Genomic DNA, 14,154 nt, shown 5'->3' with positions numbered 1-14,154 from the left:
AAGCTGCAGGAAAACGGGGCGTGCTGGCGTGGCGGCTTTTTCGTGTGGCTTGCCGCTTCCAGCTTGCCGCTAGGTATACTGTGGGCCTTTGCCGCTTTTTCTGGAGAAACGCGCATGTTGCAACGTCTGTTGTTCGGTTTGTTCGCGGTGGCCAGCCTGAGCCTGGCCGGTTGTGCCCACAGCCCGCAACAACTCAGCCCGCAGCCCAAGCTTACCGCCCAGCTTGCCCCGGTCGGCCATGGCCAGCCGGTGGTGGTCAAGGTGGTCGATGGCCGGGCTTCGCAATCGCTGGGGACCCGTGGTGGCATGTACCCCGAGACCAGCACCATCACCGTCACGGGCAACGATGTGCTGCCCAAGCTGCAAGCCCAGGCCGAAGCCGCGGTGCGCCTGCTCGGCTTCACCCCGACGGCCAACGCCTACAACGCGCCGCAGCTGACCGTGACCCTGGCCGAGCTCAAGTACCAGTCGCCCAAGGACAAGATGTATGTGACCGAGGCGACCATCGGCGCGACCTTCCGTGCCGACGTGGCCAATGCCAACCGCCGCTACAGCGGCCGTTATGGCGCCTCGCTGGATCAGCGCTTCGGCATGGCTCCGAACCAGGAGACCAACACCAAGCTGGTCGGTGATGTGCTCAGCGATGCCCTGACTCGCCTGTTCAAGGATCCGACCATCGGTCAGGTTCTGGGCGAGTAAGCGTTTCGTGGCATCAGAAAAACCCGCTGCCTGGCAGCGGGTTTTTTATTGGCCGAGTCAGCAAGGAATAGGGCTCAGGCGGCCTGGACGTGGAAGTCCAGCAGGCTGATTCCGGTCCCCAGGTCGACTTCAGGCAGATCGTCGTGGGTGTGCCCGCCCAGCGCGCAATACACCAGCCATTGGCGATCCTGGACGTTGATGGCGAAGCCGTCGATCAGTGCCTGTTGTTCATCGCTCTGGGTAACGAGGTAGAGGCGGTCCTGGTTTTCGGCGTGCAGCATGTCAAGCTCCGGTCAGTGGAAGGCCGACAGGGTGGCCTGCCTTGATGACGAGCGTGTGACAGATGAAATTAAACCGACTGCTGGTCGCAAAGTCACGGCGTCGGGCCAGTGCTTGGGTAGAATGCCGGGCTTTGCCGCACGTGATACCGAGGTCGCGCAATGTCGTTGCAAATGCTCTGGGGCTTTCTGGCCGCCCATCCGGCCAAGCTGATCAATCTGTTGGCCCTGCTGATCACCTGCCCGGGCGGGTTGCTGCTGCACAGCGCCCGGCGGCGAGAGACGGTGGCCCGCGAACGCCTGGCCGTGGACGAAGGCGTGGTGGATACCCTCGGGCAGCGGGTACCGCGCTACTTCTACATTCTCGGTTTTGCCTGCCTGGCGATGGCCTTGCTGCTGTCCTGGTTCAGTACCCGGATCTGAAGGCCCGATGCCTGCCCTGTAGAGGGCGCGCAGGACGCTGATGGGACTTGCCCCGCGATCACCGGCAAGGCTGGTGCCAGTCAACGCATCGCGGGGCAGCGAGCTCCCGTTTCAGGCGGAAGCAGGTTCGCGCTTGACCTGGTACTGATTACGGACCGGCGTCGCATACTGCTGCACCAGGTACGGCTGGTGTTCCACCGGGCAGGCGTCCAGGCGCCGTTGCCACTCTTCCCTGGCCTTGGCCAGCTCGTCGGCCGGGAACAGTTTCTCGGCGCCGGGCACTGCCAGTGTCGTGTCCTTTTCCGCCCACATCGCGTAGGCCAGGTAGTGCACCGGGAACAGCCGGTAGCCGCCGAGGATCTGCTGGTCGATGGCCAGCGCCAGTTGCTTGGTGTCCTCGTGGTATTCGGTCACCGGCGGGGCGAAGTTGATGTGTACCCGGCCTTTGTAGCCGGTGATGCCCTGGGCGATGCTGTTGTCGTCCTCGCCCGGGGCCTTCTTGTAGCTGCCGGTGGTGGCGCGGATGTACAACTCGCGAGCCTTGGCCAGGTCGCAAGGGTCGTACTCGTAGCTGATAGAGACCGGAATCAGGTTCAGGTCCTGGATCACGGTACCGAACGGCTCGTCCTTGCGGCTCATGTGGAACATCTTGAGGATCGCCGAATCGGTACGGTCGTCGCCGTCCTTGGCCCGGCCCTCGGCCTGGGCGATCCAGATCGACACGCAATCATGGCGGATCGAGTGGTTGATGTAGGCCGACAGCAGCTGGTAGGCGGCCAGCTTCTCGCGGCGGCCGCTGATCGAACGGTGCACGATGAAGCTCTTGTTCAGCCGCATCATGTCGCTGACGAACGGTTTTTGCAGCAGGTTGTCGCCAATGGCGATGCGTGGCGTCGGCAGGCCGGCGTGGTAGACGGCGTAGTTGACGAAGGCCGGGTCCATGACGATGTCGCGGTGGTTGGCCAGGAACAGGTAGGCGGTACCGGACTTGAGCTGTTCGACGCCGCTGTAGGTGACGCCGTCGGTGGCGCGGTCGATGGTCCGGTCGACGTAGTACTCGACCTTGTCCTGTAGCGTGGAGACGCATTTGACGCCAGCGAACTCCTGGCGCAGGCGCCGGGCGATCAGCGGTTTGAGCAGCCAGCCGAAGGCGCCCGCCGCGCGCGGGAAGCGGAAGTGGGTGAGGATATCGAGGAATGCCGGATCGCTGAGCAGGCGTGCCAGAACAGCAGGCACTTCAGCGTCGTCGTAGGGTCGGATGGCATCGAATTCGCCCATCATGCTCTCTTGTTGGAAACGGCTAGGGTAATAAAGTAGGGACGGGGTCCGAAAAACGGCTCGGACACACACAGACCCTGTAAACAGACCGGCAATTATACGCACAAGTCACTCGGGAGGCCGCGATGCTGGAGACTGCGATCTACGATTGCCCTTATTGTGGTGAAGAAGTCGAGACGACGGTGGATCTGTCCGGCGGTGATCAGGAATATATCGAAGACTGCCAAGTCTGCTGCAAGCCTATTCGCTTTGTACTGCAGGTACATGGCGACGAATGGATGCTCGATGTCTACGGCGAGAACGACTGATGCGACGGATCTACGAGCCGGAAAGCCTGCTGGAGGCGCAGATGCTGGTGGACATGCTGGCCAGCGAAGGCGTCGCGGTGCACCTGGTCGGCCGCGACCTGATCGGGGCGGCTGGCGAGTTGCCGATGCAAGGCCTGCTTGGCCTGGCGGTAGCGGACGAACAGGCTGGCTACGCGCGACAGCTGATCGACGCGTACAATGCCGCCCAGCCACTTGCCGGCGACGAACCGGAGAGTTACCCCGGAACCCTGATCTGCTAGGTTTATTTCGCCCATGTGTGGACGCTTCGCCCTGTTTCGCTGGTCCCAGGCTTTCGCCGGCCTGCCGGGATTTCCCCCGGGCCAGCAGGCCCAATGGAATATCTCGCCTGGCGCCTCGGTATTGATCCAGCGCCGTCTCGATGGCCAGTTGCAACTGGCCAGCGCCCGCTGGGGGCTGACCCCGGCCTGGCTCACCGACCTGTCCCGCACCCCGGCCCAGGCCCGGGCGGAAACCCTCGCCGAGCAGCCAATGTTTCGCGATGGCTTGCGCCAACGGCGCTGCCTGATACCCGCCAACGGTTTCTATGAATGGCGCGGCACCGCGCGCAAGCGTCCGTATTGGGTGACCCCGGGGGAGGGCGCGTCGCTGTTCTTCGCTGGTGTATGGGAGGCCTATCCGGTACAGGAGCAGGTCTGGCTGAGTTGCGCGGTGATCACCCAGGCGGCGATGAATCAGCGTCGACCGTTGATCCTGGATGAGGCGGAGCAGGCGATCTGGCTCGATCCGGACACGCCGCTGCCACGTCTTCACGAGCTGCTGGCCAAGCCACCGGGCACGCTGCGCGAGCGTGCCTTGGCGTACTTCGTCAATGACCCGAAGCTCGACGGGCCGGAGTGCCTCACTCCCGCCTGAGGTACCGAGGTATCCCGCGCAAGTTGCAGGAGCCGGCGAAGCCGGCTCCATGCGCATGTTTCGCCAGCAAGGCTGGCCCCAGCGGGGCCTTACACCCTGAACTGATTGATCAGTCGCCGCTGCTGTTCGGCCAGCTTGGTCAGCTCGGCGCTCGCCTGGCTCGACTCATCCGCGCCACCGGCCACTTCACCCGCCACCTGGCCGATGTTGATCACGTTGCGATTGATGTCCTCGGCTACCGCGCTCTGTTCTTCGGCGGCGCTGGCGATCTGGGTGTTCATGTCGTTGATCACCGACACGGCCTGGGTGATGCTTTCCAGCGATTCGGCGGCACGGCTGGCCTGCAGCACGCTGACATCGGTCTTGCCCTGGCTGTCCTCCATCACCCTGACCACTTCGCGGGTGCCCTGTTGCAGTTGCTGGATCATCTGCTGGATTTCTTCGGTGGCCTGCTGGGTTTTCTGCGCCAGGTTGCGCACCTCGTCGGCGACCACGGCGAAGCCTCGGCCTTGCTCGCCGGCACGGGCGGCCTCGATGGCGGCGTTGAGGGCCAGCAGGTTGGTCTGTTCGGCAATGGCGCGGATGGCCACGAGGATGGCATTGATGTTCTCGCTGTCGCGCGCCAGGTCCTGAACCACGGTGACCGCGCGGCCGATCTCGGCAGCCAGGGCGCTGATCGACTCGGAGGTATCGCGGACAATATCCAGGCCCTGGTTGGCGGCGCGGTCGGCCTCGCTGGCGGCCTGGGCCGCTTGCGTGGCATTGCGTGCCACGTCCTGGGCGGTGGCGGTCATTTCGTGCACGGCAGTGGCCACCTGGTCGATCTCGGCCATTTGCTTGTGCACGCCCTGGTTGGTGCGGATGGCGATATCGGCGGTGTGTTCCGAGGAGTCGCTGACTTTCTGCACCGAACTGACCACCTGGCTGATCATTGCCTGCAGCTTGGCCAGGAAGGTATTGAAGCCCGTGGCGATGGCACCCAGTTCGTCGGCCCGGTCGCTTTGCAGGCGGCGAGTCAGGTCACCTTCGCCCTGGGCGATATCGTCGAGCATGGCCACCATCTGACGCAGCGGGCGGGCGATGCCCACGGCCAGCAGCCAGATCACCAGCAGACCGACGGCGGCGATGGCCAGGCCGACCAGGGTCATGCCGGTGATGTCGGTGCGACGCTGGTCGGCCAGGTCGTTCTGCAGCGCGTGGACATCGGCCATGACCGTGCTCAGCGGCAGTTCCAGCAGCAGGGTCCAGCGTGCATCGGTGCTGGCGACCTTGAACGGCAGATAGAGCTCGATGCGGTCCTTGTCCGGGTCGACTTCATAGTGCAGGTCTTCACCGGTCAGGCTCTTCAGTGTGGCGGCCTCCTCGCTGTCGAGCACATCGCTGGCTTTTTCGCCGAACTTCGCCGGATCCCGGGTATAGGCGACCAGACGACCGTTGCTCGACACCAGGGCCAGTTCGCCGGCACCGTCATACAGCTGGCGGTCGGCGGCATTGAGCAGGTCCTGGATGAAGTTCACCGACAGGTCGGCCCCGGCCATGCCCTGGAACTGGCCATCGATCATGATCGGTTCGACGAACGAGGCGAGCATGACCGTCTTGTCGCCGACCTTGTAGGGGGCCGGGTCGATCACGCAGCCTTTCTTCGACTCTTTAGGGCACAGGTAGTACTCGCTGGCGCGCACGCCGGTGGCCAGGACCGTACGGTCGTCGACATCGGCCAGCTTGTCCTGGCCGAGGCTGCCGTCGCCATTGCGGAACCACCAGGGCAGGAAGCGCCCGCTGGCGCTGTCGATACCGATCTGGTGGCTGCCGACGTAGCGGGCGTCGTCATGGTCGAGGGCGTTGGGTTCCCAGCCCAGATAGGCACCGAGCACCGTCGGGTTGACCTCCACGGTGCGTTTGAGCTGGTTGATCAACTGCTCGCGGTCGATGCGCAGCAGCGGACGGCCATCGGCGCCTTGCATGCCGAGCATGGCGTTGCTGGTGGCCAGGCCGCGGGCGATCGACAACGGGGCTTCCAGGCGCCGCTGGATTTCGCTCACCTGGGTGCGCGCCAGGGCCGATAGGCGCTGTTCGATCACGTTTTCGAATTGCTGCTGGGTACGCTGCTGCACCAGGGCCTGGGTACGTTCGCCGGCATAGACGGCATACAGCACCAAGGCTGCGACAATGCTCAGCACGATGGCGCCGGCCAGGGCTGCCACGGAAAACTGGATCGACTTGAACTTCATGAAAAGCTCCGCGCACAAGGGGGTCGTGTTCAGGGGTTATCGGCGGGGTAATACGAAAGCATGAGGGGGGTGGAGAAATCTTCCCTGCGGCTATGGCGGGGGCGGGCGTCTGGCCCTAGGATACGCGGCACGTAAAAAGGGAGTGTTCAAATGCGTAAGTCATTCGTTGTCAGCCTGCTGAGTGCCAGTGTCCTGCTGGGTGGCTGCCAGGCGGTCAATACCACCAGCGGTGGGGCCGTCGGCGTCGAGCGCAAGCAATACATGTTCAGCATGCTCTCGACCGATGAGGTCAACCAGATGTATGCCCAGTCGTACCAGCAGACCCTCGGCGAGGCGTCGAGCAAAGGCGCGCTGGACAAGAGCAGCGCCGACGCCCGGCGGGTGCAGGCCATCGCCGACCGGCTGATCGCCCAGGCGCCACAGTTCCGGCCGGATGCCGCGCAGTGGAAATGGGAAGTCAACGTGATCAAGAGCGACGAGCTCAACGCCAACTGCGGCCCGGGTGGCAAGATCATCGTCTACACCGGGCTGATCGACCAGCTCAAGCTCACCGATGCCGAGATCGCCGCGGTGATGGGCCACGAGATCGCCCACGCCCTGCGCGAGCATGGTCGCGAGGCGATGTCCAAGGCCTACGGCGTGGAAATGGCCCGCCAGGGCGCCAGCGCCATCTTCGGCCTCGGCCAGGACAGCATGGCGCTGGCCGACACCGTGGTGAACTACTCCATGACCCTGCCCAACAGCCGCGCCAACGAGAACGAAGCCGACCTGATTGGCCTTGAACTGTCGGCCCGCGCCGGCTACGACCCGAACGCCGCGATCACCCTGTGGAACAAGATGAGCAAGGCCTCCGAAGGTGCGCCGCCCGAGTTCATGAGCACCCACCCGGCCTCCGCCAGCCGGATCGCCTCGCTGCAGGCGGCCATTCCCAAAGTGATGCCGCTGTACCAGGCCGCGAAGAAGTAAGTCTGCCTACAGGTGGGCAAGTCCTTGCCCACCCTTGCAAAGGCTGACGCGATCCTTGCCGGCGCCGGCGAGTCTGGCGCTTGCCGTCAGGGGGGGCAGTCAGCCAATCCAGCCACTGGTCTTCATCGCCGAGTACACCGCGACGACGGCCAGCACGAAGAACGCCGCGGCCGCCAGGCGACGGATCAGCGCCAGCGGCAGTTTCTCCGCCGCGAAGTTGCCGGCCAGCACCACCGGCACGTTGGCGATCAGCATGCCCAGGGTGGTACCGAGGATCACCATGATCAGGTGTGGATACTGGGCCGCCAGCATCACCGTGGCGACCTGGGTCTTGTCGCCGATCTCGGCCAGGAAGAACGCGATCAGGGTGGTCAGGAACGGCCCGAAGCGGCGGGCGTTGCTGGTTTCGTCATCGTCCATCTTGTCCGGTACCAGCGTCCACAGGGCGGTGGCGGTGAAGCTCGCCGCGAGGATCCAGTGCAGCACCGATTCGGTGAAGAAACTGCTGACCCAGGCGCCGACAGCACCGGCCGCCGCATGGTTGGCCAGGGTGGCGGCGATGATCCCGGCGATGATCGGCCAGGGTTTGCGGAAGCGGGCCGCGAGGATGAGCGCGAGCAACTGCGTCTTGTCGCCGATTTCGGCGAGGGCAACGATGGCGGTGGGGACGAGCAGAGATTCCAGCATCAGGATTCCTACGGGGGCGGGTCGACACGGCTATGACACGTACGACCTCCCCGCCCCGGGTAAGGTGTGCGTGTCATAGGTCTTGTCAAACCCTGGATCTGTCTGTGCAGATCGTGGGTCGCACGCGCCATGGCCTGTGGGCCAAGTGTGTTGACGCGTGCCGGGCGAGCAGGGCACTCGCGGGAGACTACTCCCCTAGGACGGAGCGGATTCTGCCTATGCCGAACGCATTCGGCAAGCCCCGTTTTTATCCGCGTGTTGCCCGGTAGATGCGAAAGCCTTGTGCCTCGGCGCGTATCTCGCAATTGCCCAGCGCCCCTTCGATCAACGGCTGGTAGCGCAGGAAACTGTTGGCGACGATCCGCATTTCTCCGCCTCTTTGCAGATGTTGGCTGCATTTTTTCAGCAGGTTTTCCGACGCCTGGTAATCGGTGTGGACCCCGGTGTGGAACGGTGGATTGCTCAGGATCAGGGCCAGCCCGGTCGGTGCCGCATCGATGCCGTCACCGCTGATCACATCGCCTTCCAGGCCGTTGGCGGCGAGGGTCAGGCGACTGGCGGCGACCGCGAAGGCATCCACGTCGAGCAAGGTTACCCGGCTCTGTGGATAACGCCGCTTGACCGTCGCGCCGAGCACTCCGGCGCCACAGCCGAAGTCCAGCACATGACCGACGGGCAGGCCATCGAGGTGTTCCAGCAGCAAGGCGCTGCCCTTGTCCAGGCGGCCGTGGCTGAACACCCCCGGCAGGCTGATCACCTGCAGTGGACCGTCCTCGAGCGCCAGCTCGAAACGCTCGGCCAGGCTTTCCAGCGGCTTGGCCAGAGGTGCGTTATCCACGCTCACCTGCCACAGCTGGCAATGCCGGGCGCTGTCGAGCTTGCGAGGCTTGCCCAGTGCCTGCAGCTGTTTGGCCGCGCCCTCGATGCCGCCGCGCTTTTCGCCCACCAGGTACAGCATGCGCCCGGCCAGGCGCGAAGCCAGGGCGTTGAGCAGGTAGGCCGCCAGTTCGCGGGACTTGGGCAGGAACAGCACCGCGGCCTCGAAGTCGACCGCGGGCACCTCGACGCCATAGTGGCTGCGCCCGCTGAAGCGACTTTCCAGCAGGGCCTGGTCGCCCGCGTGCCAGGTCCAGGCATGGGCTGCGGGCAGTTGACCGAGCAGGCCGTCGGCGGGAGCGCCTGCGATCAGCAGCGGGCCCTGGAACAGCTCTGCCTGGCGGAGCAACACTTCACTGCGCGGGTCCATGGACGACGCCTCCTGAAAAAAGTGGCGCAGTGTACCAGAGGCTTCGCTGGATCAGCCGACCACTCGCCGTGGCTGGCCGGCGAACCAGGCCTGGGCGTTTTCGCCGAGCTGGCCGACGATGCGCTGGCGCGACTCCACCGCGCCCCAGGCGCTGTGCGGGGTGATGACCAGGCGGGGAATGTCCGCCGCCAGCAGCGGGTTGCCACCCACGGGGGGCTCGACGCTGAGCACGTCGGTGGCCACACCGCCCAGGTGGCCGCTACGCAGGGCGTCGGCCAGCGCCTGCTCGTCGATCAGGCCGCCACGGGCGGTGTTGACCACCAGTGCGCCAGGCTTGAGCAGGGCCAGTTCGCGAGCGCCGAGCATGTGCCGGGTCTGCTCGTTGAGTGGGCAGTGCAGGGTCAGTGCGTCGACCTGGGGCAGCAGTTCCTCCAGTGGCAGGCGCTCGGCGCGAGGCGGGCGACCAGGAATCTGCCCGCTCAGCACGCGCATGCCGAACGCCTCGGCCAGCCGGGCCACCGCGCCGCCGAGTTCACCGTGGCCGAGGAGCCCGAGAGTCTTGCCCTCCAGCTCGACGATGGGGAAGTCCAGCAGACAGAACTGGCTGGCCTTGGCCCATTGGCCGGCAGCCACCGCCTGGTTGTAGTCGCACAGCCGGGTGGCCAGGGCCAGCAGCAGGGCCAAGGTGTGCTGGGCCACCGAGGGTGTGCCGTAGCCCTGGCAATTGCACACGGTGATGCCCTGCGCGCGGGCAGCGGCCAGGTCGACATTGTTGGTGCCGGTGGCGGCCACCAGAATCAGCTTGAGCTGCGGGTTGGCGGCCAGCGCCGCGGCGTCGAGCATCACCTTGTTGCTGACCACCGCGACGGCGCCCCGTAGCCGCTCGGCAACCTGCTCGGGCGCGGTGGCAGGGTATAGCTGCAGTTCGTCGAACTGATCGCGCAACGGCGAGAGGTCGAGATCCCCCAGGTCCAGGGACTGGTGATCGAGGAACACGGCACGACGTGGGCTGGGCATCAGGGACTCCGGTGAGGGGCTGGGCGTCGGCGCAGTGTCCGTTCCAGGGGCGCCGCTCGTCAACGGCGGTGGCCGCGCTCATACCTTGGCCGGTCAAATCATTCCTTCGGCTGATTTGACCGGTGCGTCACCGAACTACAGTGGATGCCTGAACTGTCCTGCCCGCTTTGAAGAAAAGGGATACCCATGCTGCAGACGCGCATCATCAAGCCCGCCGAGGGCGCCTACCAATACCCGCTGCTGATCAAGCGCCTGCTGATGTCCGGCAGCCGCTACGAGAAGACCCGCGAGATCGTCTATCGCGACCAGATCCGCCTCAGCTACCCGCAACTGGTCGAGCGCATCGCCCGCCTGGCCAACGTGCTCACCGCCGCCGGGGTCAAGGCGGGCGACACGGTGGCGGTGATGGACTGGGACAGCCACCGCTACCTGGAGTGCATGTTCGCCATCCCGATGATCGGCGCGGTGGTACACACCATCAACGTGCGCCTGTCTCCCGAGCAGATCCTCTACACCATGAACCACGCCGAGGACCGCTTCGTGCTGGTCAACAGCGACTTCGTCGGGCTCTACCAGGCGATTGCCGGGCAGCTGAGCACGGTGCAAGGCACGCTGCTGCTGACCGACGGCGCGGAAAAAACCGCCGAATTGCCCGGCCTGATCGGCGAGTATGAACAGTTGCTGGCAGCGGCCAGTGCGCACTACGACTTTCCCGACTTCGACGAGAACTCGGTGGCCACCACCTTCTACACCACGGGGACCACCGGCAACCCCAAGGGCGTGTACTTCACCCATCGCCAGCTGGTGCTGCACACCCTGGCCGAAACCTCGGTGCTCGGCAGCCTGGACAGCGTCAGGTTGCTCAGCAGCAATGATGTCTACATGCCGATCACGCCCATGTTCCACGTGCATGCCTGGGGGATCCCCTACGCGGCGACCATGATGGGGATCAAGCAGGTCTACCCGGGGCGTTACGAGCCGGACATGCTGATCCGCCTGTGGCGCGAGGAGAAGGTGACCTTCTCCCATTGCGTGCCGACCATCCTGCAGATGCTGCTCAACTGCCCGACGGCCGCCGGCCAGGATTTCGGCGGCTGGAAGATCATCATCGGCGGCAGCGCGCTCAACCGCGCGCTGTACGAGGCGGCGCTGGCCCGTGGCGTGCAGCTCACGGCCGCCTACGGCATGTCCGAGACCTGCCCGTTGATCAGCGCCGCGCACCTGAACGATGAGCTGCAGGCCGGCAGCGAGGACGAGCGCATCAGCTACCGGATCAAGGCCGGCGTGCCCGTGCCGCTGGTCGAGGCCGCCATCGTCGATGGCAATGGCCGCTTCCTGCCGGCCGATGGCGAAACCCAGGGCGAGCTGGTGTTGCGCGCGCCCTGGTTGACCATGGGCTACTTCAATGAGCCGGAAAAGAGCGAGGAGCTGTGGCAGGGTGGCTGGTTGCATACCGGTGACGTCGCGACCCTGGACGGCATGGGCTTCATCGACATCCGCGACCGGATCAAGGATGTGATCAAGACCGGAGGCGAATGGATCTCCTCGCTCGATCTGGAGGACCTGGTCAGTCGTCACCCGGCGGTGCGCGAGGTCGCGGTGGTCGGCGTGCCTGATCCGCAATGGGGCGAGCGTCCGTTCGCGTTGCTGGTGGTGCGGGAGGGACAGGCCATCGACGCCCGCATCTTGAAGGAGCATCTCAAGCCCTTCGTCGAGCAAGGACACATCAACAAGTGGGCGATTCCCAGCCAGATCGCCATTGTTACTGAAATTCCCAAGACCAGTGTCGGCAAGCTCGACAAGAAGCGCATCCGCCTGGACATCAGCCAATGGCAGGCCAGTGGTAGCGGCTTCCTCTCCACTCTCTAGCCTTTTCCAGGGCCGGGCGCAGATGTGCTCGGCCCGCAAGCTAGAGCCATCCGTGCCTTGTAAAAGAAAAAATATAGGCCATGCTTCCCGACGGCCTCGGATTCAGGCCCGCCACCAGGGGCCCGTCGCCGGTGCCTGGCATAAATCACACTTTCGAGGGATCAAGCACCTGTGACCGGTGGCTATAGTCGGGCCAGGGAATTTTCAGGAATGGGGGAGGGCGTCGCACGTCAAGGGCGATGTCCTGGGCAGGGGCCTGCTTCGCCGAGTGCCCGGGCCGTTTCTGGAAGGACTCACTGCCATAACAATAAAGTACATGGAGTAGCGTCGATGACATCTGCAAACCCGTTCTGGCGCCGGGCACGACTGCCCCTGGCCGTCAGCCTCGCTTCTACGCTCGCAAGTCCTGCTTTCGCTGTCAGCTTCAATATCGGGGAAATCGAAGGCCAGTTCGACTCGTCGCTCTCCGTTGGCGCCAGCTGGTCGACGGCCAATCCCAACAAGAACCTCATCGGTGCCAACAACGGCGGCAGAGGGTTGTCGCAGACCTCCGACGATGGCCACCTGAACTTCAAGAAAGGCGAGACCTTCTCGAAGATCTTCAAGGGCATCCATGACCTCGAACTCAAGTACGGAGATACCGGCGTATTCGTGCGCGGCAAGTACTGGTATGACTTCGAGCTCAAGGATGAACACCGCCCGTTCAAGGACATCAGCGATTCGGGACGCAAGGAGGGCGCGAAGTCCTCGGGCGCCGAACTGCTCGATGCCTTCGTCTACCACAACTACTCGATCAGCGACCTGCCCGGCACCGTGCGCCTGGGCAAGCAGGTGGTGAGCTGGGGTGAAAGTACCTTCATCGGTGGCGGCATCAACGCCATCAACCCCATCGACGTGTCGGCGTTCCGTCGCCCGGGTGCGGAGATCAAGGAAGGCCTGATCCCCGTCAACATGTTCTACCTGTCGCAGAGCCTGACCGACAACCTGACGGCAGAGGGGTTCTACCAGCTTGAGTGGGACCAGACCGTCGTCGACAACTGCGGTACCTTCTTCTCGCAACCTGACGTGATCGCCGACGGTTGCAACAACAACCTGGCGGTGCTCGCCAAGCAGTCGGCTGTCGCGGGACGGCTGGGGCCGATCGCCGCGCCGACCATGCGGGCACTGACCAGCCAGGGGGTGAGCTGGGGCTCGCCTGACGAAGGCGTGATCGTGCGCCGCGGCGCCGATCGCGATGCCCGGGACAGTGGCCAGTTCGGGGTGGCCTTGCGCTACATGTACGAACCGCTGAACACCGAGTTCGGTGGCTACTTCATGAACTATCACAGCCGTGCGCCGATCTTCAGTGGCCGCGGTGCCAATGCCCGGTTCTACAACCCCACCAACCTCGCTACAGCCCTTGCCAGGGCGGGTGTGCCGGGTGGCGCGATCAGTCCTGCCCTGCTCAAGCAGCTCATGCCGTTGTATGTGGCGGGCAACTCCAGCTACTACGTGGAGTATCCCGAGGATATTCGCCTGTATGGCCTGAGTTTCTCCACCACCCTGCCTACCGGCACGGCCTGGAGCGGCGAGATCAGCTACCGGCCGAACGCCCCGGTGCAGTTGAATACCACCGATATCCTGTATTCGGGCCTGACGCCGCTCGATCCCAATACGTCGGTCCTGAAGGGCACCCCGGACACTGACCAGCCCGGCTACCGGCGCAAGGAAATTACCCAGCTGCAGACCACCTTCACCCACTTCTTCGACCAGGTGATGGGTGCCGAGCGCCTGACCATGGTGGGCGAGGTGGGCTGGACGCACGTGGGTGGGCTGGAAAGCAGTTCCAAGGCGCGCTACGGGCGTGATCCGGTCTATGGTCCGGGGCCGCTGCCCAATGGCAATTGCCAGACCCTCAACGCCACCACCCTGGCGGGTGTCGATCAGAACAACCTTTCCCGTTACTGCGAGAACGACGGCTTCACCACCACCGACTCCTGGGGTTATCGCGTTCGGGCCATCTGGGACTACAACAACGTCTTCGCCGGCGTGAACCTGCGCCCGAGCGTGGCCTGGTCCCACGACGTCTCCGGTTACTCGCCGGGCCCCGGTGGCAACTTCGAGGAAGGCCGCAAGGCGATCAGCCTGGGCCTGGATGCCGAGTACCAGAACACCTACACGGCGAGCCTGTCGTACACCAACTTCTTCGACGGCAAGTACACCACCGTGGATGATCGCGACTTCGTCGCCCTCAGCTTCGGCGTGAACTTCTAAGCACT

General features: G+C 64.6%; 14 protein-coding genes and 1 riboswitch. Of the genes, 8 read left to right on the top strand and 6 right to left on the bottom strand.

Features of this window, described 5'->3' with window-relative positions; all coding sequences use genetic code 11:
• The first annotated feature begins 114 nt into the window (after window positions 1-114).
• Window positions 115-699, top strand: coding sequence for a YajG family lipoprotein (locus F3J43_RS05745; RefSeq protein ID WP_166883847.1), 585 nt, complete (start codon window positions 115-117; stop codon window positions 697-699).
• 74 nt (window positions 700-773) lie between these two features.
• Here the strand turns inward: F3J43_RS05745 and F3J43_RS05740 are convergent, their stop codons facing one another.
• On the bottom strand, window positions 774-980 hold the full coding sequence (locus tag F3J43_RS05740; RefSeq protein ID WP_166883846.1) for a hypothetical protein: 207 nt from the start codon (window positions 978-980) through the stop codon (window positions 774-776).
• Window positions 981-1,139: 159 nt separating this feature from the next.
• On the opposite strand from F3J43_RS05740, the gene F3J43_RS05735 reads away from it, so the two are divergent.
• Window positions 1,140-1,400, top strand: coding sequence for a hypothetical protein (locus F3J43_RS05735; protein ID WP_166883845.1), 261 nt, complete (start codon window positions 1,140-1,142; stop codon window positions 1,398-1,400).
• Between the two features lie 111 nt (window positions 1,401-1,511).
• Here F3J43_RS05735 and F3J43_RS05730 read toward each other — a convergent pair whose 3' ends face one another.
• On the bottom strand, window positions 1,512-2,678 hold the full coding sequence (locus tag F3J43_RS05730; protein ID WP_166883844.1) for a 1-acyl-sn-glycerol-3-phosphate acyltransferase: 1,167 nt from the start codon (window positions 2,676-2,678) through the stop codon (window positions 1,512-1,514).
• A 125-nt stretch (window positions 2,679-2,803) separates the two neighbouring features.
• Here F3J43_RS05730 and F3J43_RS05725 point away from each other — a divergent pair, with 125 nt between their 5' ends.
• Genes F3J43_RS05725 through F3J43_RS05715 form a run of 3 tightly spaced genes read left to right on the top strand, consistent with a single transcriptional unit; the run spans window position 2,804 to window position 3,880 of the window.
• On the top strand, window positions 2,804-2,986 hold the full coding sequence (locus F3J43_RS05725) for a CPXCG motif-containing cysteine-rich protein (RefSeq protein WP_166883843.1): 183 nt from the start codon (window positions 2,804-2,806) through the stop codon (window positions 2,984-2,986).
• Window positions 2,986-3,246: a putative signal transducing protein gene (locus F3J43_RS05720; protein WP_166883842.1), complete on the top strand. Its 261-nt coding sequence runs from the start codon at window positions 2,986-2,988 to the stop codon at window positions 3,244-3,246. Before F3J43_RS05725 ends, F3J43_RS05720 begins: the two co-directional genes overlap by 1 nt.
• A gap of 13 nt (window positions 3,247-3,259) precedes the next feature.
• On the top strand, window positions 3,260-3,880 hold the full coding sequence (locus tag F3J43_RS05715) for an SOS response-associated peptidase (RefSeq protein ID WP_166883841.1): 621 nt from the start codon (window positions 3,260-3,262) through the stop codon (window positions 3,878-3,880).
• A gap of 89 nt (window positions 3,881-3,969) precedes the next feature.
• On the opposite strand, the gene F3J43_RS05710 is transcribed toward F3J43_RS05715, so the two are convergent.
• Entirely contained in the window at window positions 3,970-6,111 is a 2,142-nt protein-coding gene (locus F3J43_RS05710; protein ID WP_166883840.1) for a methyl-accepting chemotaxis protein, read from the bottom strand.
• Between the two features lie 150 nt (window positions 6,112-6,261).
• Between F3J43_RS05710 and F3J43_RS05705 the strand changes: the two genes are divergently transcribed.
• Window positions 6,262-7,077, top strand: coding sequence for a M48 family metallopeptidase (locus F3J43_RS05705; RefSeq protein ID WP_166883839.1), 816 nt, complete (start codon window positions 6,262-6,264; stop codon window positions 7,075-7,077).
• A gap of 99 nt (window positions 7,078-7,176) precedes the next feature.
• Here F3J43_RS05705 and F3J43_RS05700 read toward each other — a convergent pair whose 3' ends face one another.
• From F3J43_RS05700 to F3J43_RS05690, 3 genes are all read right to left on the bottom strand, one after another.
• Window positions 7,177-7,767, bottom strand: a complete 591-nt coding sequence (locus F3J43_RS05700; RefSeq protein WP_502706597.1) for a TMEM165/GDT1 family protein — start codon at window positions 7,765-7,767, stop codon at window positions 7,177-7,179.
• Between the two features lie 84 nt (window positions 7,768-7,851).
• Window positions 7,852-7,973: riboswitch (yybP-ykoY riboswitch) on the bottom strand.
• Window positions 7,974-8,011: 38 nt separating this feature from the next.
• Complete coding sequence (locus F3J43_RS05695; protein WP_166883837.1) at window positions 8,012-9,010, bottom strand: methyltransferase; 999 nt, start codon at window positions 9,008-9,010, stop codon at window positions 8,012-8,014.
• A gap of 51 nt (window positions 9,011-9,061) precedes the next feature.
• Window positions 9,062-10,027 (bottom strand): 2-hydroxyacid dehydrogenase, encoded by a 966-nt coding sequence (locus F3J43_RS05690; protein WP_166883836.1) that lies wholly within the window; start codon window positions 10,025-10,027, stop codon window positions 9,062-9,064.
• Between the two features lie 186 nt (window positions 10,028-10,213).
• On the opposite strand from F3J43_RS05690, the gene F3J43_RS05685 reads away from it, so the two are divergent.
• Window positions 10,214-11,896 carry a fatty acid--CoA ligase gene (locus F3J43_RS05685; protein ID WP_166883835.1) on the top strand — a complete coding sequence of 561 codons (1,683 nt, stop codon included), beginning with the start codon at window positions 10,214-10,216 and terminating at the stop codon, window positions 11,894-11,896.
• A gap of 330 nt (window positions 11,897-12,226) precedes the next feature.
• The gene (locus F3J43_RS05680; RefSeq protein WP_166883834.1) at window positions 12,227-14,149 is read left to right on the top strand and encodes a DUF1302 domain-containing protein; all 1,923 of its coding nucleotides are present in this window, start codon (window positions 12,227-12,229) and stop codon (window positions 14,147-14,149) included.
• The last annotated feature ends 5 nt before the right edge of the window (window positions 14,150-14,154 follow it).

The sequence above is a fragment of the Pantoea sp. Cy-639 genome (assembly GCF_011752525.1).
Taxonomy (GTDB): Bacteria; Pseudomonadota; Gammaproteobacteria; order Pseudomonadales; family Pseudomonadaceae; genus Aquipseudomonas.
Note: the sequence above shows the minus strand (reverse complement) of the source record. Positions and strands in the feature narration are given on the sequence as shown.

Excerpts from the sequence above, each read along its gene's own strand:
- F3J43_RS05690 (WP_166883836.1), bottom strand. The coding sequence starts at position 10,027 with ATGCCCAGCCCACGTCGTGCCGTGTTCCTCGATCACCAGTCCCTGGAC.
- F3J43_RS05720 (WP_166883842.1), top strand. The coding sequence starts at position 2,986 with ATGCGACGGATCTACGAGCCGGAAAGCCTGCTGGAGGCGCAGATGCTG.
- F3J43_RS05740 (WP_166883846.1), bottom strand. The coding sequence starts at position 980 with ATGCTGCACGCCGAAAACCAGGACCGCCTCTACCTCGTTACCCAGAGC.
- F3J43_RS05695 (WP_166883837.1), bottom strand. The coding sequence starts at position 9,010 with ATGGACCCGCGCAGTGAAGTGTTGCTCCGCCAGGCAGAGCTGTTCCAG.
- F3J43_RS05725 (WP_166883843.1), top strand. The coding sequence starts at position 2,804 with ATGCTGGAGACTGCGATCTACGATTGCCCTTATTGTGGTGAAGAAGTC.
- F3J43_RS05710 (WP_166883840.1), bottom strand. The coding sequence starts at position 6,111 with ATGAAGTTCAAGTCGATCCAGTTTTCCGTGGCAGCCCTGGCCGGCGCC.
- F3J43_RS05715 (WP_166883841.1), top strand. The coding sequence starts at position 3,260 with ATGTGTGGACGCTTCGCCCTGTTTCGCTGGTCCCAGGCTTTCGCCGGC.
- F3J43_RS05745 (WP_166883847.1), top strand. The coding sequence starts at position 115 with ATGTTGCAACGTCTGTTGTTCGGTTTGTTCGCGGTGGCCAGCCTGAGC.
- F3J43_RS05705 (WP_166883839.1), top strand. The coding sequence starts at position 6,262 with ATGCGTAAGTCATTCGTTGTCAGCCTGCTGAGTGCCAGTGTCCTGCTG.
- F3J43_RS05685 (WP_166883835.1), top strand. The coding sequence starts at position 10,214 with ATGCTGCAGACGCGCATCATCAAGCCCGCCGAGGGCGCCTACCAATAC.
- F3J43_RS05730 (WP_166883844.1), bottom strand. The coding sequence starts at position 2,678 with ATGGGCGAATTCGATGCCATCCGACCCTACGACGACGCTGAAGTGCCT.
- F3J43_RS05680 (WP_166883834.1), top strand. The coding sequence starts at position 12,227 with ATGACATCTGCAAACCCGTTCTGGCGCCGGGCACGACTGCCCCTGGCC.
- F3J43_RS05735 (WP_166883845.1), top strand. The coding sequence starts at position 1,140 with ATGTCGTTGCAAATGCTCTGGGGCTTTCTGGCCGCCCATCCGGCCAAG.